A 17,965-nucleotide genomic window follows, 5' to 3' on the forward strand; every position below is an offset into this window, starting at 1 on the left:
TTGCACAAAACTGAGCCCTTCATAGGACCCTTTTACCATAGAGGATAAATAAGTCCAATAAAAATAAGGGCTTGGAAAGCTTATTTCACAAATATTATGGGAATATTGCCTAACTTAGTGTTAAAGCCTGGGCTTATAGCGTGCAGCGCAGTTTTGCACAGGAAAAAGAGCTAAAAATCCTTTCACCCCGGCACTCTTTATCCGCCAGCGAGCTTTACTGTGAAGCCTTGCTTCTCCAGCTCAGTTTTTAGTGCTTGCCGCTGGTCACCCTGAATTTCAATCTTGCCTTCTTTCACAGCGCCGCCAACGCCGCATTTTTGCTTTAAGGTTTTAGCCAGCGCTTTGAGCTCTTTGTTGGCCAAGGGGATGCCACTGACGATAGTCACAGCTTTGCCGCCACGCCCTTTAGTTTCGCGTTGGATTCGCACAATACCGTCACCGAGAGCAGCGGGACGGTCTTTAGCGCAGACACACTCCAATACGGGACGGGCACACTGGGGGCAGCGCCGCCCACTGTCGGTGGAATACACAAGTCTGCTATTAGATTTTGCTTCGCGGGCCATGGTTCCTCCGGGGCATTGTGGTGAGCGCGGCAGTATATTAGCCTGCGAGCTAATTTTGAATGGAGTGTGCACGATGGATGATGTCGATATCCTGAACCAACTTAGCGAACTGCAGAGCCAGCTTGCTTTTCAGGACGATACAATAGCTGCCCTTAATGATGCCCTAGCGCAGCAGCAGCGTGAGTTGCTGACTTTGCGGCGTCAACTGGAGTTGCTCAAGCAGCGCCAAGATGAACAGGCAGCAGCACTGGATCAAGGTTCTGATGAGGCTGCTCCAGCCCTTGAAAGGCCGCCACATTATTAGTTTTGCAGTGCTGTAGTTGCAGCGCTGTGGTCAATCGTACAAACTCCATAGCTTCCCGCAACATTGACTTTGCAGACCGACAGCTTGGGCTGTTAAACATTAATCTAATAAGGAGTCACAATGTCAGAGTCTTCGCGAAATGATACAGCTGAACAGGCTGAGTTTCGGCAATATTGTCGAGAGTGGTTGGCTGAGAATAAACCGAGTGATCCTCCCGTTCGCTTGCCCCAATCAGCTCTAGAAATTATGACTGAGCCGCAGCTTGAGTATCTTCAAGCTTGGCAAAAGTCAGCTTACGAGGCCGGTTTGGTTGGCTGTGATTATCCCAAAGAAGTCGGCGGAGGTGGTCGCAAGGACTGTCAGCGTGTGGCGAATGCGGAGATGATAGCTGCGCGTACCCCATTTTTACCCAACGTCATTGGTCTGGGTATGGCCGCGCCCACGGTGTTTTATCACGCCCGAGATGAATTAAAGCAGCGCTTATTGCCACGCTTGTTTTCTGGAGAGGATATCTGGTGTCAGGGCTTTAGTGAGCCCGGTGCCGGCTCGGACTTGGCCAGCGTGCAAACCTTCGCTGAGCGCAAGGGAGATAAATGGCTTATTAATGGCCATAAAGTATGGACCTCATTAGCGCACTTTGCCGAGTGGATGATTATTTTACTGCGTACGGATAAGTCCCATAAGTATGATGGCTTATCGTACTTTGTGGTGCCGATACGCTCGGCCCTAGGCAAAGGCGTCACGGTGCGCCCACTGATTAAAATCACCGGTGAAACAGGCTTTAACGAAGTAATTTTTGAAGACTTAGAGGTGGATGACAGCTACCGCTTAGATGAGTTGGGCAAAGGCTGGCAGGTGGCCATGACGACCCTGTTGCACGAGCGTGGGGCAGGGGAATTGCAGTCGCCGCGTTCAGGTGGCATGCGCAGTAAGTCGAGTCATCAGATCAGCACTTCTACTTTGATTGATTTAGCGCGCAATACCCGCCGCGGTGAGGGCGTGGCGGCAGACGATCCGTTACTGCGCGATAAAATTATGGAGCAAATGATCTACGAGAAAGGTTTTGAACAAAACCAACGACGCAACCGAGTCCAAGCCCTGACTGATCATCCGATGCGCCTTGCCCTGCAAAACAAGCTATTGGCCAGTGAGAATGCCCAGCAGATTTCAGAGTTGGCAATGGAAATTGCGGGGGCGGGTTCCTCGCTGTACTTATCCGACGAAAATGCCCCTGCAGGTGGTCAATGGCCGCTGTCGTACATGAATAGTTTCGGTATGACTATTGCTGCGGGAACCAGCGAGGTACAGCGTAATATTCTCGGTGAGCGCGTGCTAGGCATGCCGAAATCGAAATAAGCGGAAGCCATAGGAGAATAAGAAATGAAACAACCCAATGATTTCAGCTTCGGTGAAGAAGCGTCATTGCTTAAAGATTCCGCTCGAAAGTTTTTTGCAGAGCACCTGCCCGTTGAGAGTTTGCACCGTTTGGTAGCAGCAGATCACAATCCAGATCGAGCCCCAGAGGTGCTGTGGCGCGCTGATCTGTGGCAACAAATGGTTGAGCTTGGCTGGACCATGTTGGCGGTGCCTGAGCGCTCTGGCGGTTTGGGTATGCCCCTTGTGGCAGTTGCTGGATTAGTTGAAGAGCTGGGTCGCGCGGCTTTTCCCTGCCCACTGCTGGGGACGCTCAATGTGAGCTATATTTTAGCTGCTGCCGGTGAGGGTGCTGATGCTGCTCTGCAAGAGATTATTGCGGGCAAAGCGGCAGCGCTGGCTATGACTAATCGCCACGGCGACTGGGAGCTGGAACACACAGAGCTGCGCTACAAGGCCGGCAAATTAAATGGCAGCGCTTGGTTTGTACAGGATGCCGCTAAAGTCGATTACTTGCTCGCCGTAGCACAGACTGATTCCGGATACGGTCTCTACTGGGTAGCTGCTGATAGCGAAGGGGTGACCCTAACGCAGGACGCTATCGTCGACCTGACGCGCGACCAAGCCCATATTAGCTTTGACAATGTGGCGGCGCAGGAGATCAGTGGCAAAGCGCTGTCCGCACTGACTCAAGCGTTTCCGGCTATTTGGACGCTGCTTGCGGCAGATATTGTCGGGGCAGCAGAGTGGCAGCTACAGACCACTGTAGAGTATGTTAGCACCCGGCAGCAGTTCGACCGTCCGCTAGGCTTTTTCCAGGCAGTTAAACACCCCTTGGTCAATGTGATGCTTAAAACCGACCAAGCTAAATCGCTGGTTTACAACGCGGCCTGCGCCTATGACTGTGAGCCCGCTGCAGCGGCCAAGTACGCCCATATGGCACTGGCATCAGCCAGTGACTTGGCGGGCTTTGCTTCCAGTCGCTCAGTGCAGTATCACGGCGGTATTGGCTTTACTTGGGAGTGCTTTGTTCACTTGTATTTTAAGCGCCAGAAACACAGTCAGGCTCTGTGGGGTGATGCCAGCTGGCATCGGGCCCGTATGGCCGAGATTGTATTTGCTTAAGTGAACAGGCCGCTGCGAGATTTCGCAGCGGCCTGTTCTATCAAGTTTTAGTCTTTTTCGAACATCTCTTTCAAGGTGTTGGAGGGGCGAATGAACAAGCCTTCACTGCGAGCAGTGACTTCGCCGTTGGCGAGTAACTCGGCAGTGACCACGGTCTTTCGCCCATCAACTCGGTCTACGCTGCCACGCAAGTCTAGGTCAGTGTTCAGGGGGGTGGGGCGCAGGTAGCGCACATGCAGCGTGCCAGTCATGCCGGATTGACCGCCAGCGATTTGGGCCATGCCCAAAAACTGATCTAAGATGGCTGCCACATAGCCTCCATGCACGAAGCCTGGAGGTCCTTCATAGGCATAGCCGCATTTCACCTTGCCAAAGGCCAGCTTGCCCTCTAGCCACATGTTCAGCCCCGGTGACAGTGGATTGCTTAGGCCACCAATGGCGTTCAGTTCGTAATTTAACTCGCCGCGACTCCCGTGCTCTTGGGTGTTGGCAAATTCCTGTGAGCCATAATAGCGTGGTGAATTTGCTAGGGCCTTGTTAAGTTCAGAGATGGTGGCGCTGGCCTGCTTCAATAGCTCTTCACTGGGGGCTGAGGTGACGAGTGTGTTACTCAGCTCGCGCAGAGCTTGTGCTAATTCGCGCTTGGCGGCCCAGTGGCTGGAGACGGGCGGCGTAATCTCCGCTGAGGCAAAAGGGTTAAATGTACTAGGGGAATCGTCAGGCATGCTTCTATTGTCCTTGTTAGCGCTTCTTGTTCAGCGCAGGCTTTGAAAGGCTTTACGTAATTCGTTTACAAAGAGCTCGGGCTGCTCAAAGGCGGCAAAATGGCCGCCCTTGGAGAGTTCGTTCCAGTAAATAAGTTGGGTGAAACGTTGTTCAGCCCAGCGCCGGCTACAGCGCATTATTTCTTTGGGAAAAATAGAGCAGGCCACCGGCATTTCAATGGTATCCATATTCGGCGAGGCGAAACTCTCCCAGTAAAGTCGCGCAGAACTGGCCGCGCAGTTATTTAGCCAGTAGAGCATGACGTTATCGAGTAGCTCGTCGCGGCTTAGGATATGCTCAGGATGTTTCTGGCCATCGCGCTCACAATCAGTCCAGGCGTAGAACTTCTCTATAATCCAAGCCAGCTGGCCAACCGGTGAGTCTGCTAGGCCGTAGCCGAGGGTCTGGGGCCGAGTGGACTGCTGTTTTGCATAAGCAGAGTCCCAGCGTTGATAGAAGTTCATGTCCTCAAGGGACTTTTGCTCCTGCTCCGTTAACTTATCCATGCTCTCAGGGTCAGGTGCTGCGATGGGCATGTTGAGGTGAATAGCCGCGCAGTGCTTGCTTTCTGTTTGCGCGATACTTTGGGTCACCATACTGCCCCAGTCGCCGCCTTGGGCCACGTAGCGGGAATATCCTAGACGCTGCATCAGAGTGCCCCACATACGCCCAATACGTTCTACACTGGTGCCAGCGGTACGTGGCTTAGCGCTGAAGCCGTAGCCGGGCAGTGAGGGGGCAACCACATGGAAGGCCTCACTGGCCTTGCCGCCGTTCTTAGTGGGATCAATGAGGGCCTCAATGACTTTATAGAACTCCACTACCGAGCCCGGCCAGCCATGGGTAATGATGATTGGCAGAGCATCGGGGTGCGGGCTGCGGGCATGAATAAAATGGATGTCGATATCATCGATAGTGGTGATGAATTGCGGCCAGCGATTCAAGCGTTCTTCGCTGGAGCGCCAGTTATACTGGTGGCGCCAGTACTCGCTGAGCTCGCGTACATAAGCTAGGGGCGCGCCTTGACTCCAGTCGTCGACAGTTTCACTGTCGGGCCAGCGACATCGGTCGAGGCGCTGATGCAGATCATCGATTTGCTGCTGGGGAATATCAATGCGAAAAGGCTGGATTAGATCACTCACGCTAGGACTCCTGTTGGCCCGAATCGGGCTTTAGCTCACCGTAGCCAGCGCCATCGCCTATTGCAAGACGCCACAGACCATGCTCTGGCAGCTTGAGCGCCAACGGTTTAATTGCTGAGTCTGATCATGGCAGTTGTCGGTACCAGATGCTGTGCTAGAGATATTAAATTTTAGTCATCGCTCCACACCCTGCGCAGTGGCTCACCAAAGTCATCATAGAGAGTTTTGCGTCGAGGCTTGGGGGTTTTTGCCGGGGCTTTGGCCTTGCTGTTCCGTTTAAGCATTGCTTGGCGGCGGGCCTCGATTGCAGCCACCACTTCGGGTACGGGGGTGCGCTCAGTGCGCGGCTCAAGGAATAAGTTGCGACTCCTGTGGGCTGAGGGCGAGAGCGGGTCAGCGCCGCTGACACCTCGAGGGACGGTTTCGACTTCACCACCTTTATCTAAATAGCGCAGCATGGCGTCTTCTAGAGCCGCGCGTAACTCCGCTTTTGATATCGGTTTTTTCACAGTCAATGCCGCCGGATAAGCAGCTGGTCCCTATGATTAAAACCCCTGAGTATACCCCTGCTGGAGAACATTGACAGTATTAGCGCGCCGCGCGGTCTACAGTCGCTATTTTGTGTCAGGCTCCCATTCTGGTTTAATGCAGCACTTACTTAGCGGAGAAAACACATGTTCTGGCTTGTCATCACGATTGTGGCCCTAGTGGCCTTTACCCTGATCTATCTGCGCGGGGAAAACTTGTCAGAGTTCGATCAGCCCCCTCTAGCTCAATCAAAGACTAGTCCCAGTGAAGCGCACTTAGATGTCGTCGCTGCGATGGAAGACTTTGCGCGGCAGGGACAGCGGCATAGGGGCAAACAGCGATTAAAGGTAATACGGGATTACTTAGACAGTATGAGTGAGGGCCGCGACTTTGTCAGCGAGTTCCGAGCTGAGACTAAGGCTGAGGTCCGCGGTGAGTGGGTGTTGGCGCCAGGAGCTGACCCGCGTCGCCGATTGCTCTATATCCACGGCGGGGCCTGGATGGCGGGCAGCCCCAAAAGCCATAGGGCTCTGACCAATAAACTGTCCATGGATACCGGCTGTGCAGTGTTTTCTTTGGATTATCGTCTCATGCCGGAGAATCGCCGGCGCGACAGTGTGGAGGACTGTAAAGCGGCCTACCGCTGGATTCTAGAGCACGGCCCTGATGGCCAAGAAGCGCTTGATTATCTGGTAGTGGCAGGGGACTCCGCCGGTGGCAACCTCACTTTAGTGACAGTGGCCTGGGCCCGTGATGAAGGCTTGCGTAAAGCCGATGCCGCGATAGCTTTTTCACCTGCAACCGATAGTGCAATGACATCGCCAAGTCTCACCACCAACCTTGCCACGGACCCCATGCTAGGCCCCGCCTTTGGCTTTTTAACAAAAATTCCACTGGCGCTGCTATGGTGGGCTTCCTGGCTCAGTACTAGAATACGCCCCGCTGACCCCGTCGTGTCTCCTATACGTGGCAACTTGGCGGGTTTACCACCAATTCTCATTCAAGCCAGTGAGGCAGAGATGCTACTCGATGACTCACGTCGTTACGTTGCTAAGGCACAGGCAGCTGGTTCCCCGGTAGAGCTTCAGACCTGGCCACATATGGTGCACGTGTGGCAGATGTTCACCCCAGAGCTACCAGAGGCAGAGGAGGCCTATGACAAGTTGCTGGAGTTTTTACAGCGTGTGCAAAAATCAAACAAAGAAGGTCCGGTAGCATGAGGTTTATTCGATCCTTACTGGTATTTACTTGGATTGTGGCTATCGTTATTCCCTACGGTATTGCGCTGCTAATCGCATCCCTGTTTGTTTCTAAGGACAATCTCTGGTGGTGGTTTGCTGCGCCCTACTTAAAGAGCGTCATTGGGGCTGCGCGCTGGATAGGCGGGGTGCGCTATCGTGTCGAGGGTATGGAGAACCTGCCATCCACTGAGGATATGCAGCGGGTGATTCTGTGCCCCAAACACCAATCCACTTGGGAGACCTTTTTCTTTCCCAGCATAACGCCCCATCCCCTGGCCTATGTTTTTAAAAAAGAGCTTTTGAGCATCCCAATATTTGGCTGGTGTATGGGCCGCTTAGACATGGTTCACATTGATCGCAGTAAGAAATCTGCCGCTTGGGCTAAAGTCGCCAGTCAGGGCCGAGCACTGATGGATAAGGGCAAGTGGATCATTATGTTCCCCGAGGGTACGCGGACTGAGCGGGGCAAAAAGGGGCATTATAAAACCGGTGCCACTCGCCTAGCAGTGGACACTGGCGCTAGTGTGATTCCCATTGCTGTGGCATCTGCTCGCTGTTGGCCGCGTCGTTCTTTTTCCTTCATTCCGGGCGTTATCGATGTCTCAATTGGCAAGCCGATTTCTGCTGTAGGGCGCGAGCCGGGCGAGCTGATGGACGAGGTCGAGCAGTGGATAGAAACTGAAATGCGTCGCATAGACCCAGAGGCATACAACAACGAAGCTGCTTGAAGACAGCATTTATAAGTTGCTGGGGTGCCTGCAGAGATAGAGAGTGTTACCTTTGTCTCTCAGGCTAGCCACAGGAGTGCCTTCTTGCCTAAACATTCAGTAGATGTTGTTGTCGTCAGTGCCGACACAGACTTTCGACAAAGCTTAATTGCTGCGCTGATGCGCGTTGCAGCACAAGATAGCCGTGAGGACAGTACTTGTGACCTGCAGTTTCTGTCAGCAGACTCCAGCACTGCAACGCTGGATATCGCCCGTGATAACGGCAATCTGCAGGCGATTGTCATCGACGCGCCAGCCATCGCCGATACCCCGCAATTGCTCAGTGAGCTAGAGCAGATTCGCCCAGAGCTCGATCGTTTTCTAATGATCGAGGATGACAGCCAGGTGCCGGATATCGCTGTGGAGTTGTTGGATCGACAGGACAGTAAGCCCAGCCAACTGTTCCGGCAAGTGCGCAACGCGATACAAGCGCGTATCCGAACCCCATTCGCCGATACTCTGCGCGACTATGTCTACAGTGCTAAAGACGCTTGGCATACCCCCGGCCACTCCGGGGGTGACAGTTTGCGGGACAGCCCATGGGTTGCTGATTTTTATCAGCTGATGGGTGAGCATATATTCAATACCGACTTATCGGTATCGGTGCAGACACTGGACTCCTTGCTGGAGCCCCATAGTGTGATTCAAGAGGCCCAGGATTTGGCCGCGGAAACCTTTGGGGCCAAGCATACATTTTTTGTCACTAATGGCACCTCGACCGCCAACAAAGTCATTATCCAGCATCTGCTTGGTGCCGGTGGCAAAGTGATTCTCGATCAGGCTTGCCATAAATCGGTGCACCATGCGGTTATTTTATTTGGCGCTGAGCCGGTCTACCTCCAGGCCTCGGTAAAAACACAGTACGGATTTTATGGCCCTGTGCCGGCCGAGCGCGTCTTTAAGGCCATGGATACTCACCCAGAGGCCAAGCTGCTGGTTCTCACCTCCTGCACCTACGATGGCTTTCGCTACAACTTAAAGCCCATTATTAGCCGGGCCCATGAGCTGGGTATCAAAGTGTTGATTGATGAGGCTTGGTACGCTCACGGCCGCTGTCATCCGGCGTTTCGCCCCAACGCGATCGACAGTGGCGCAGACTATGTCACTCAGAGTACCCATAAAATGCTCTCTGCTTTCTCGCAGGCCAGCATGATTCATGTGGCGGACCCTGATTTTGATGAGCACCGCTTCCGTGAAAACTTAAATATGCACACCTCCACCAGCCCGCAGTACGCCATGATTGCCAGTTTGGATGTGGCGCGTAAGCAGGCCAGCTTAGAAGGTTATTCCCAGATGTCGCGCTGTTTGAGAATTGCCGCGCGTTTACGGGAAGGCATTAAGCGCAGCGGCGTGTTTAGAGTGCTGGACTTAGAAGATATTTTGCCACTAGAGCTGCGTGATGATGGCATTAGTCTGGATCCCTTAAAGCTGAGTATTGATACCTCGGCTTCGGGCATGAGTGCACGTCAAGTTCAGTTGCAGCTCTACGAAGATTTTGGCATACAAATTGAAAAGGTTACCCACAATACACTGACCGTACTGGTGACATTGGGGGCCACCCAGAGCAAAGTGTTGCGCCTGATTAATGCCTTACAAAAAATAGCCACTAGGGTAGGGCGTGGTGAAAGTGATGACACAGAACCCTTAATTGTGGAATTACCGCCCCTAAGTGATTTTGCTCTATTGCCGCGCACAGCCTATTTTAGTCCTTCAAAAGTTGTCATGTTGGCAGAGGAAGCTGGCGGTATTAATCGACAGCTAATAGGACGAGTGAGTAGCGAGCAGGTGGTGCCCTATCCGCCGGGTATCCCAGTGCTGAACCCAGGCCAGGTGATTACTGCGGAAATCGCCAGTTTTCTGTTGGCGCAATACCGCAGCAACAACGGTATCGAGTTGCACGGTTTACTAGAGCGTCGGGAAAAACCTTGCCTGAGGGTGGTAGAAGAATAAGCTTTAAGACTCATTAGATAATAAATAAATGGAAGTTAGCATGACGGATAATCGACCCGTACTCATTGGTGTGGCCCAGCAGACCTGGCGCGAAGCAGATACTTTGCGCTCACCACTTGATGTCATGGAGCAAATGGCCCGCTCCGCTGTTGCCGATTGTGGCAGTGACAAAGTGCTCGACTCCATTGATATGGTCGCCACCGTGCCGCTGTTGGCTGACCAGCTTCCGGGATTGGCTGAATTGTTGCCACGCAATATAGGCTCAGCTCTGTGTGACCGCATGGCTATCCAGGCGCAGTGTGTTAGCACCCATGTTGGCGGCAATACACCGCAGCAACTGCTGACATACTGTGCCGATGCGCTGGCTACGGGAGCGAGTAAAGCGGTGCTGCTGGCCGGTGCTGAAATGATTGCTAGTCTGACTACGGCCTTACAAAATGGCAGTGATATTTCAGCTTGGCAGGAGCAGGGCAGGGATGCGGCAGTCATGCTCAGTGAAGATCGGGCTGGGGTTAGCGATATCGAAGAAGCTCATGGGCTCTTTGAACCCATCCTGTCTTATCCACTGTTTGAAAGTGCCTTGCGTCATGCTAATGGCTGGACTGAGGCCGAGCACAAAGCCCAGCTTGGGGCACTCATTAGCCGCATGAGTGAGGTGGCAGCGAATAATCCCTACGCCTGGCGCCAGCAGCGCTGGACAGCTGATGAGGCAATCAGTACGGCCAATGGCAACCGCATGATTTATCACCCCTATACCCGGGTCATGAATGCCATCTTAAAAGTCGATATGGCTGCGGCAGTGCTAATGACAACTGCCGGTCACTGTCGTGAGCTGGGGGTCGATCCAAAGCAGATGGTTTATCTGAGAGGGGCGGCAGATGCCAGTGAAATCTGGCATCTCACTGAGCGGCCGACGCTGCATCAATCGCCGGCGATAGAGGCAGCAGCTAAGGAGGCGCTGAGACAAGCCGCTTTGGCTGTTGAGGAGCTTGATCTATTTGATATTTACAGTTGTTTCCCCTCTGCAGTGCAAGTGGCCTGTGATGCCATTGGCATTGCTATCGATGACCCGCGCGGGGTTACACTAACCGGAGGGCTGACACTTTTTGGTGGGCCAGGTAATAACTACAGCCTACACGGCATTGTTGAAATGGTGCGGCAGTTGCGGGCTGGTCGCGGCCGTCACGGCATGGTCACTGCCAACGGCTATTATCTCACTAAGCACGCTATTGGGGTCTATTCAGTGGAGCCTGGTCCTGAGCCTTGGTCCGCTGAACAACGGGTAGATCCACAGCCAGCTCTTGATCGTATAGTTCCTGTGGAAGTGGCATCGCAACCTGAGGGTGAAGCGGTGGTTGAGGCCTTCACTGCCGCTTATGATAAGGGCTTGCCAGTGCGCGGTATTGTGATTGGACGATTGCGCGATGGCCGCCGTTTTGTCGCCCACACAGCCGCGGATACTGAGTTGCTCCAGGAGATGCTCAAGCGAGAGCTGGTCGGCACGCGTGGCATCGTCACCGCCGGTAGCCCGGTGAATCACTTTCAGCCACTGAGCGCTGACTAATTAGCTCAAGCTGCGCTAATTGCTCGGCAGCGTCAGTAGTGAGGCATTGCCACCAGCGGCGGTGGTATCGATGCTGATGGTCTTTTCTAGCACGTTCTGTTGTAACAGTGTTTGCGAATCGACAGTGCAAATTAGCGCTGTGATCGCGCCAGAGCGCTGAGCCAGTCGTTGTGAGACATCATGCAAATAGTGACTGTGGGGATGAAGCAACACGCCATCGAGGGAGTCTGAGCTGAGTACCGCGGCGGCACACTTAAGCGGGGCAAGCTCGAAGAGCCCTTCGGGAAGGCCTGCAGCCTTAAGGGCATCTGCCAATTCTTGCCAGCTGTTGAGCAAGTCATCGGCAGCTAGGGCCAGCACTGAGTTACCTGCCACCAGTACAGAGATAAGGGCGATGAGGTATTCGCCCTTATGCTGCTCACTGTCTAGCAGTAGGCACAAACGGCCACGGGCCTCTAATATAAGTGTATTTGATTCACCGGTGGGGCCAGCTAAGACTGTGGGCTTAGCCAAATACTGGCCAGCGAAGCGTAATTGCTCATGGGCCGCGCTGACTACGCTTTCCAGCTGCCATGCTTTCTCGGTCTTAGCAAGAAGGGTGTAGCGGGCAATAAACTGGCGCAGTACTGATAGGCGAGTGTTTACTGGCTGCCCGGCCCAGTTCTGCTGGGGCACAGTGGAATAGTTTAGGGGGATTTTTTCTGGGTTGATTGTGGCGCTGGCTAAGCGGCGCTGAGCTGTGCTGTGCTCGACCTCCTCAGCTGTGCTCACTAGGCGACTCAGGTAATGAGGTCCCCCGGCTTTTGGACCTGTGCCCGACAAACCCCGGCCGCCGAAAGGCTGTACGCCAACAATAGCGCCAATCATATTGCGATTAACGTAGATATTACCGGCTTGAATAAGGCGCGCGGCTTCTTGGCAGCTACTGTCAATGCGGCTGTGTATGCCAAAAGTCAGGCCATATCCACTGTGATTGATTTGCTCGATGACCTGATGAAAATCTTCTGCGCGATAGCGAATCACATGAACAATCGGCCCGAACACTTCCTCTTTTAGCAAAGATAAATCAGAGATCTCGTAGAGTCTGGGAGCAAAGAACTTATGCCCCTCACCCACAGGGGCTGCGCAGGTATGAAGTAGTCGCCCAGCACTGCTCATGTATTGGACATGTTGATTTAAGCGCTCTAGCGCTCTTGCATCGATCACTGGGCCAATATCTGTTTTGAGCCAGGCGGGGTCGCCGACATGCAGTTCGTCCATAGCTCCGATAGTCATAGCAATGATTTTGTCAGCGATTTCCTCCTGTAAAAACAGCACGCGCAGTGCCGAGCAGCGCTGCCCCGCACTATGAAAGCCTGAGCTGATGATATCGTCTACGGCCTGTTCGGGCAGGGCAGTGGAGTCAACGATCATGCAGTTTAGCCCGCCGGTTTCGGCGATTAGTGGCAGCGGCGCATCTGGCCGCTGAGCAAGTGATCGGTAGAGCCAAGTAGCCGTTTTCGTCGAGCCGGTGAACATCACTGCCTTAATTCGCTTATCGGGTAGCAGTCTTTCACCGACCGGCAAACCGGGTGAAATGAGGAGCTGTAAAGCATGGGCCGGTAAGCCGCAGTCCTGTGCTAATTGCGCGCAGAGAATGGCAATTAAACTCGTTTGCTCGGCGGGCTTGGCCACTACGGTATTGCCGGTGACCAGCGCGGCACAGACCTGAGCAATAAATATGGCCAGAGGAAAGTTCCAAGGGCTGATGCAGAGCACCACCCCTCGAGGTCGTCGGCCAGGACTTGAGCACTCTTGTTGCTCTGCGAGGCTGGCGTAGTAACGGCAGAAATCCACCGCTTCGCGGACTTCGGCGACAGCATCAGCCAGCGTTTTACCTGCTTCTTTACAACACAGGGCAATTAATTCAGCGCTGTTCTGCTCCAGTGCATCAGCTAGCTTACGCAGTAGCTCTGCGCGCACTTTGAGCGGCGTTTTGGACCATGTTGGAAAGAAAGCATGGGCTCGATCTAGGGCGCTATCGATGTCCTTTTCCCCAGCGAAGCTAATCCGGCCAATGAGTTCTTTGTGCTCTGCTGGGTTGCGGACTTCGATGCTATTGTCGCCGCTGCTGTAATCCAGTGGAAGTTGATCCAAAAAGCTATTCATGGCTTTGCGGTAGGCCGTTACGATCAGTGGGTCGCCAAGGTCTATACCTTTTGCGTTGGCACGTTCACTGCCGTAGAGCGCTCCGGGTAAGGAGATGTAGGGGTTGGACTTGTGCTGCAGATTGCGCACTTGCTCCACTGGGTCTTCCAGCAAGGCTTCTATCGGAAAGTTTTGATCGACAATATTATTGACGAAGGAGCTATTGGCGCCATTCTCTAATAGACGTCGCACAAGGTAGGCGAGCAGTTCAGCATGGACGCCAACGGGTGCATATACCCTACAAGCGACTTTTGTCTCAGTGATAATTTGATCGTAAAGTGCTTCGCCCATACCGTGGAGGCGCTGGAATTCATAGCACTGACTGTCATCACACATTTCCAAAATACTGGCCACCGTGTAGGCGTTATGGGTGGCAAATTGAGGGTAGAGGCTGTCTCGGTATTCGAGCAGCTTTGCAGCACAAGCTTGATAGGACACATCACTTGAAGCTTTGCGAGTAAATACCGGAAAGTTATCGAAGCCCTGAACCTGAGCCTGTTTGATTTCGCTATCCCAATAGGCGCCTTTGACCAGTCGCACCATTATTTGCCGACCAACGCGCAGGCTTAGTTCTCGCAGCCACTCAATGACTAGGATGCTGCGTTTTTGATAAGCCTGTACGGCGATGCCAAAGCCGCTCCAGCCCGCTAGTTCAGAATCTGAAAAAACAGCCTCGATAATGTCTAGTGATAAGTCCAGGCGATCGGCTTCTTCGGCGTCAATAGTAAGGCCAATATCCACTGCCTTTGCGGCAAGGGCCAGTTGTTTAAGCCGCGGTACCAGCTCTTCCATAAGGCGTTCACGCTGAGCAAATTCATAGCGCGGGTGAATGGCGGATAACTTTAGCGAAATCCCCGGGCTAGCCACCGGTCCCCGTGCCCCAGCAGCTCGGCCAATCACTTCAATGGCCTTCATATAGTTAGCGAAATAGCGATCGGCGTCAGCCATATTGCGAGCGCCTTCGCCGAGCATGTCGTAGGAGTAGCGGTAGCCCCGTTGTTCAAAGTCTTTGGCCCGCTCCATCGCGCTGTCAATGCTGCTGCCCATGACAAATTGGCTGCCCATCTTTTGCATGGCGTAGCGAACAGCGCTGCGAATCAGCGCTTCGCCTAGGCGCCCTATGCTGCGCTGTAATAGCCCGAATGGCTCAGCTGGGTTCTGCTCATTGTAATGGAGCACTTTGCTGCTGAGCAGAAGAGCCCAGGTGGAGGCATTGACCAATAGTGAAGGGCTGTTACCCCGGTGACTGCTCCAGTTGCCGGCGCTGAGTTTATCGCGGATCAGTCGTTCTATGCTGTGCTGGTCGGGTATTCGCAACAGGGCTTCAGCTAGGCACATCAGTAGCACGCCTTCCTCGCTAGAAAGCGCGTATTCTTGAAGGAGCGCATCGACACTACTGCTGCCCGACTGTTCGGCGCGGATGTGCAGCACTAGTTTGCGCGCTCGCTGCCAAGCACGGCTGCGCGCCGCATGGCTAATCTGGGCCATTGCCAGCAGCCTGTCTAGCAGTTGATCTTCATCTTCGCGATACTGTGAGCGCAGTTGCGTGCGCAGGCTATTGTCTGCAGTCACAGAGCCAGTAAACAGCATGAGCTCAAACCCCAAAATAGAGTTGGTCCATAAAGTGTAGTCAGTTTGCGGCAGAGCGCGGTGTCAGTGGCTTATTTCTAGGCCGATGATTTAGCAGTCGCTATTTAAGCGGACTTGGCTACAGCAAGGAGGCCATCGCTGGGTGGCCTTTGGCTTGGCCAGAGCCTTTGTTAATCGCGGCTTGTTTCTGGTAATCAAAGGGTCCTGAATATATCCTGCGTGCTTTGCCACTGCGAGGGGCTTATGGCCAATCCAATAACCGACAGCGCTGCTAACTTGCCGATAATTCAGAGCGATGCCGTTACCATGGGGCTTTTGGCCTTGTGTTTGGGCTTGGTGTTCTACACTGAGCACTCTGGTAAAGCGATATTTCAACGCTTCTATCGCTACGTGCCCTCGCTATTATTGTGTTATTTGCTGCCGTCTATTCTCAATACCGCTGGCCTGATCAGTGGTGAGCATTCACAGATTTATTATGTGGCCTCGCGTTTTTTATTGCCGGCGGCTTTAGTCTTACTGACCCTGTCTATTGATCTAAAGCGCATCGTGGCTTTGGGGCCGAAAGCTATCATCATGTTTTTAACCGGCACCCTTGGTATTGTGATTGGTGGGCCGATTGCAATTTTACTGGTGGGGCTAGTGAGTCCCGAGACAGTAGGTGGTGCTTCGCCCAATGAAATTTGGCGTGGCCTGTCAACGATTGCCGGCAGTTGGATTGGTGGCGGCGCCAACCAAGCAGCTATGTATGAAATGTGGGAAGTATCAGATGAAATCTTTCCCGCGATGATTGCGGTCGATATTATCGTTGCCAACCTATGGATGGCGGTGCTGTTAATTATGGCCAGTCGGGCCGACGCCCTGGATGAAAAACGCGGTGCGGACAGTTCGGCTATCTACGAAGTGCGCATGGCTGTAGAGCACTTTCAAAAGCATCACGCGCGCAATCCCTCGCTGGCTGATTTTATGCTGATATTGGCTATCGGCTTGGGCGTAATGGGTTTTTCGCATTTACTAGCCGATAACATTGCACCTTGGATTAGCACGAATTGGCCGCAGCTCAACCGTTTTAGCTTGGGTAGCCAGTTTTTCTGGCTGGTGGTCATAGCTACCACAGTGGGCCTGGGCTTGTCTTTTACGCCGGTACGCAAGCTGGAAGCGGCGGGCGCGTCTCGGGTCGGCTCGGTATTTATTTATTTTCTGGTGGCTTCGATCGGCATGAAGATGGATATTAAAGCGATCGTGAATTATCCGGGAATTTTCATCGTGGGGCTGATCTGGATTAGTATTCACGCGGCTTTGTTATTGCTGATGGCCAAATTGATTAAAGCACCGACTTTCTTTATCGCTGTTGGAAGTCAGGCCAACGTTGGTGGGGCCGCGTCTGCACCTGTGGTCGCAGCGGCCTTCCATCCGGCTTTAGCCCCTGTGGGAGTGTTGCTGGCGGTCTTGGGTTACGCTTTGGGTACCTACGCAGCTTGGCTCTGTGCAGTGTTAATGCAGATGGCGGCGCCGGTTTAGTGCGCCGCAGCTCAGAGGGTACTTTCGAAACGGTTGGCTGCTAGGTTTTTAACGACTTTATCGGCATCGAAGACTCGCCCATTCATGGCGATATAGACCCCGGGCGCTTTACTTTGTACCGCGCCGATGGCGCAACCGATGTTGAATACGGCATCTGATTGAGCAAAGGCAGCGGGTTGCAGGGCGCCGGTCAGTACAATACGCTTATTGGGGATGCCGGCTAGTGCTGCTGCGGTGGCCACCATGCCGTCGGTGCCGTGGGTGATCAACACGTGTTCCTCTGAACAATTTTCGGTCAGGGCCCTGATTCGCGCGCGGTCCTGATCATCCATATCTAAACTATCTTTGCGCATCGCAGATTCCACGCTGAACTCAAAACTGACGCCCATGCGTTCAAGCAACTCGCCGATGACTGGATCGCCAACTTGGAAGTCGCTTTTTGCATCGAAGTAAATTTTATCGATGGTGCCGCCGGTGGTGATGATATGTAGTTTCATAAGTCAATGATTTGGCGTGAAGTGAGCCATAGTATAGCGGTGGCGGGGCCTGTGGTTCCAGCAGCTAAAAAGTGCCGTCTCCTAGGCTGGTAATAGCTTATCTGGCTGCGCTATCGCGCAGAAGTGGGCATTATGGCGTAGGCGCCTCCTTGGCATCTGGCTATACTGACCACAGTATCGAGCGCCAATCCCAGCAGCCAAATAGACGAGGGTTCATTGCGTGGGCTTTTACGATAAATATATTTTGCCACATATCATCAATTGTGGCTGTGGCACTAAGCCGATGCAGCGTCAGCGGCAAAAAATTGTGCCTCAAGCAAGTGGTGAGGTGTTGGAGATTGGTATCGGTTCGGGCTTGAACCTGCCGTTCTATGACCCGCGTCAGGTGAGCCGTGTGATTGGCCTTGACCCCTCTGAATCCTCCTGGAAGTTAGCTGCCGAGCGTGTAGCTAAGATCGAGATACCTGTTGAGTTTATCGGGCTCCCCGGTGAGCAAATTCCCCTGCCAGATGATAGTGTCGATACCGTGCTAGTAACTTACGCACTGTGTACTATAGCCGACCCTGGGCAGGCATTACTCGAAATGCGGCGAGTCTTGCGCCCCACGGGGAAACTCTTGTTCTGTGAGCATGGCAAGGCAGCTGATGTCTCCGTGCAGCGCTGGCAGAATCGTATCAACGGCATTTGGCGCCGTATTGGAGGAGGCTGTAATCTCAATCGTGATATCCCTAAGATCTTGGCCCAAGCAGGTTTTGAAGTGAATTGGCTGGAGCAGATGTACTTGCCTAAATCGCCTCGTATTGTCAGCTATAACTATTGGGGCTCGGCGCTCGGCGCTAAGCAGGCTTGA

General features: G+C 53.4%; 15 protein-coding genes. 9 read left to right on the forward strand and 6 right to left on the reverse strand.

The features are described from left to right. Positions 1-197 precede the first annotated feature (197 nt). Positions 198-563: a translation initiation factor Sui1 gene (locus tag H2508_RS02625; RefSeq protein WP_182168836.1), complete on the reverse strand. Its 366-nt coding sequence runs from the start codon at positions 561-563 to the stop codon at positions 198-200. A gap of 73 nt (positions 564-636) precedes the next feature. On the opposite strand from H2508_RS02625, the gene H2508_RS02630 reads away from it, so the two are divergent. The 3 genes from H2508_RS02630 to H2508_RS02640 all read left to right on the forward strand — a co-directional run bounded on the left by H2508_RS02630 (position 637) and on the right by H2508_RS02640 (position 3,366). Further along, the gene (locus tag H2508_RS02630) at positions 637-867 is read left to right on the forward strand and encodes a SlyX family protein (RefSeq protein ID WP_182168837.1); all 231 of its coding nucleotides are present in this window, start codon (positions 637-639) and stop codon (positions 865-867) included. A 120-nt stretch (positions 868-987) separates the two neighbouring features. Next, positions 988-2,223, forward strand: coding sequence for an acyl-CoA dehydrogenase family protein (locus H2508_RS02635; protein ID WP_182168838.1), 1,236 nt, complete (start codon positions 988-990; stop codon positions 2,221-2,223). 24 nt (positions 2,224-2,247) lie between these two features. Next, positions 2,248-3,366 carry an acyl-CoA dehydrogenase family protein gene (locus H2508_RS02640; RefSeq protein ID WP_182168839.1) on the forward strand — a complete coding sequence of 373 codons (1,119 nt, stop codon included), beginning with the start codon at positions 2,248-2,250 and terminating at the stop codon, positions 3,364-3,366. Positions 3,367-3,413: 47 nt separating this feature from the next. On the opposite strand, the gene H2508_RS02645 is transcribed toward H2508_RS02640, so the two are convergent. The 3 genes from H2508_RS02645 to H2508_RS02655 form a co-directional block, all read right to left on the reverse strand. Continuing rightward, the gene (locus H2508_RS02645) at positions 3,414-4,091 is read right to left on the reverse strand and encodes a PaaI family thioesterase (protein ID WP_182168840.1); all 678 of its coding nucleotides are present in this window, start codon (positions 4,089-4,091) and stop codon (positions 3,414-3,416) included. Between the two features lie 30 nt (positions 4,092-4,121). Next, positions 4,122-5,273, reverse strand: a complete 1,152-nt coding sequence (locus tag H2508_RS02650; RefSeq protein ID WP_328799294.1) for an epoxide hydrolase family protein — start codon at positions 5,271-5,273, stop codon at positions 4,122-4,124. Positions 5,274-5,443: 170 nt separating this feature from the next. After that, the gene (locus H2508_RS02655; RefSeq protein WP_328799295.1) at positions 5,444-5,782 is read right to left on the reverse strand and encodes a hypothetical protein; all 339 of its coding nucleotides are present in this window, start codon (positions 5,780-5,782) and stop codon (positions 5,444-5,446) included. A gap of 165 nt (positions 5,783-5,947) precedes the next feature. Between H2508_RS02655 and H2508_RS02660 the strand changes: the two genes are divergently transcribed. The 4 genes from H2508_RS02660 (at position 5,948) to H2508_RS02675 (ending at position 11,323) form a co-directional block, all read left to right on the forward strand. Next, entirely contained in the window at positions 5,948-7,021 is a 1,074-nt protein-coding gene (locus H2508_RS02660) for an alpha/beta hydrolase (protein ID WP_182168842.1), read from the forward strand. After that, on the forward strand, positions 7,018-7,770 hold the full coding sequence (locus tag H2508_RS02665; protein ID WP_182168843.1) for a lysophospholipid acyltransferase family protein: 753 nt from the start codon (positions 7,018-7,020) through the stop codon (positions 7,768-7,770). The genes H2508_RS02660 and H2508_RS02665 overlap by 4 nt, the downstream gene beginning before the upstream one ends. Before the next feature lie 84 nt (positions 7,771-7,854). Further along, a complete protein-coding gene (locus H2508_RS02670) occupies positions 7,855-9,759 on the forward strand; it encodes an aminotransferase class I/II-fold pyridoxal phosphate-dependent enzyme (RefSeq protein WP_235964749.1) in 1,905 nt (634 codons plus the stop codon). Between the two features lie 40 nt (positions 9,760-9,799). Further along, the gene (locus H2508_RS02675) at positions 9,800-11,323 is read left to right on the forward strand and encodes an acetyl-CoA acetyltransferase (protein WP_182168844.1); all 1,524 of its coding nucleotides are present in this window, start codon (positions 9,800-9,802) and stop codon (positions 11,321-11,323) included. 15 nt (positions 11,324-11,338) lie between these two features. On the opposite strand, the gene putA is transcribed toward H2508_RS02675, so the two are convergent. Beyond that, positions 11,339-15,100, reverse strand: a complete 3,762-nt coding sequence (putA, locus tag H2508_RS02680) for a bifunctional proline dehydrogenase/L-glutamate gamma-semialdehyde dehydrogenase PutA (RefSeq protein ID WP_182168845.1) — start codon at positions 15,098-15,100, stop codon at positions 11,339-11,341. Between the two features lie 243 nt (positions 15,101-15,343). On the opposite strand from putA, the gene H2508_RS02685 reads away from it, so the two are divergent. Continuing rightward, a complete protein-coding gene (locus tag H2508_RS02685; protein ID WP_182168846.1) occupies positions 15,344-16,618 on the forward strand; it encodes a DUF819 family protein in 1,275 nt (424 codons plus the stop codon). An 11-nt stretch (positions 16,619-16,629) separates the two neighbouring features. On the opposite strand, the gene H2508_RS02690 is transcribed toward H2508_RS02685, so the two are convergent. Then, positions 16,630-17,115, reverse strand: coding sequence for an asparaginase domain-containing protein (locus tag H2508_RS02690; protein WP_182168847.1), 486 nt, complete (start codon positions 17,113-17,115; stop codon positions 16,630-16,632). Positions 17,116-17,335: 220 nt separating this feature from the next. Between H2508_RS02690 and H2508_RS02695 the strand changes: the two genes are divergently transcribed. Continuing rightward, a complete protein-coding gene (locus tag H2508_RS02695; protein WP_182168848.1) occupies positions 17,336-17,965 on the forward strand; it encodes a class I SAM-dependent methyltransferase in 630 nt (209 codons plus the stop codon).

The sequence above is a fragment of the Sediminihaliea albiluteola genome, from assembly GCF_014077625.1.
GTDB lineage: Bacteria > Pseudomonadota > Gammaproteobacteria > Pseudomonadales > Halieaceae > Sediminihaliea > Sediminihaliea albiluteola.

Coding starts and splice junctions, on each gene's coding strand:
- H2508_RS02645 (WP_182168840.1), bottom strand. CDS start 4,091: ATGCCTGACGATTCCCCTAGTACATTTAACCCTTTTGCCTCAGCGGAG.
- H2508_RS02625 (WP_182168836.1), bottom strand. CDS start 563: ATGGCCCGCGAAGCAAAATCTAATAGCAGACTTGTGTATTCCACCGAC.
- H2508_RS02675 (WP_182168844.1), top strand. CDS start 9,800: ATGACGGATAATCGACCCGTACTCATTGGTGTGGCCCAGCAGACCTGG.
- H2508_RS02665 (WP_182168843.1), top strand. CDS start 7,018: ATGAGGTTTATTCGATCCTTACTGGTATTTACTTGGATTGTGGCTATC.
- H2508_RS02630 (WP_182168837.1), top strand. CDS start 637: ATGGATGATGTCGATATCCTGAACCAACTTAGCGAACTGCAGAGCCAG.
- H2508_RS02690 (WP_182168847.1), bottom strand. CDS start 17,115: ATGAAACTACATATCATCACCACCGGCGGCACCATCGATAAAATTTAC.
- H2508_RS02685 (WP_182168846.1), top strand. CDS start 15,344: ATGGCCAATCCAATAACCGACAGCGCTGCTAACTTGCCGATAATTCAG.
- H2508_RS02660 (WP_182168842.1), top strand. CDS start 5,948: ATGTTCTGGCTTGTCATCACGATTGTGGCCCTAGTGGCCTTTACCCTG.
- H2508_RS02640 (WP_182168839.1), top strand. CDS start 2,248: ATGAAACAACCCAATGATTTCAGCTTCGGTGAAGAAGCGTCATTGCTT.
- putA (WP_182168845.1), bottom strand. CDS start 15,100: ATGCTGTTTACTGGCTCTGTGACTGCAGACAATAGCCTGCGCACGCAA.
- H2508_RS02635 (WP_182168838.1), top strand. CDS start 988: ATGTCAGAGTCTTCGCGAAATGATACAGCTGAACAGGCTGAGTTTCGG.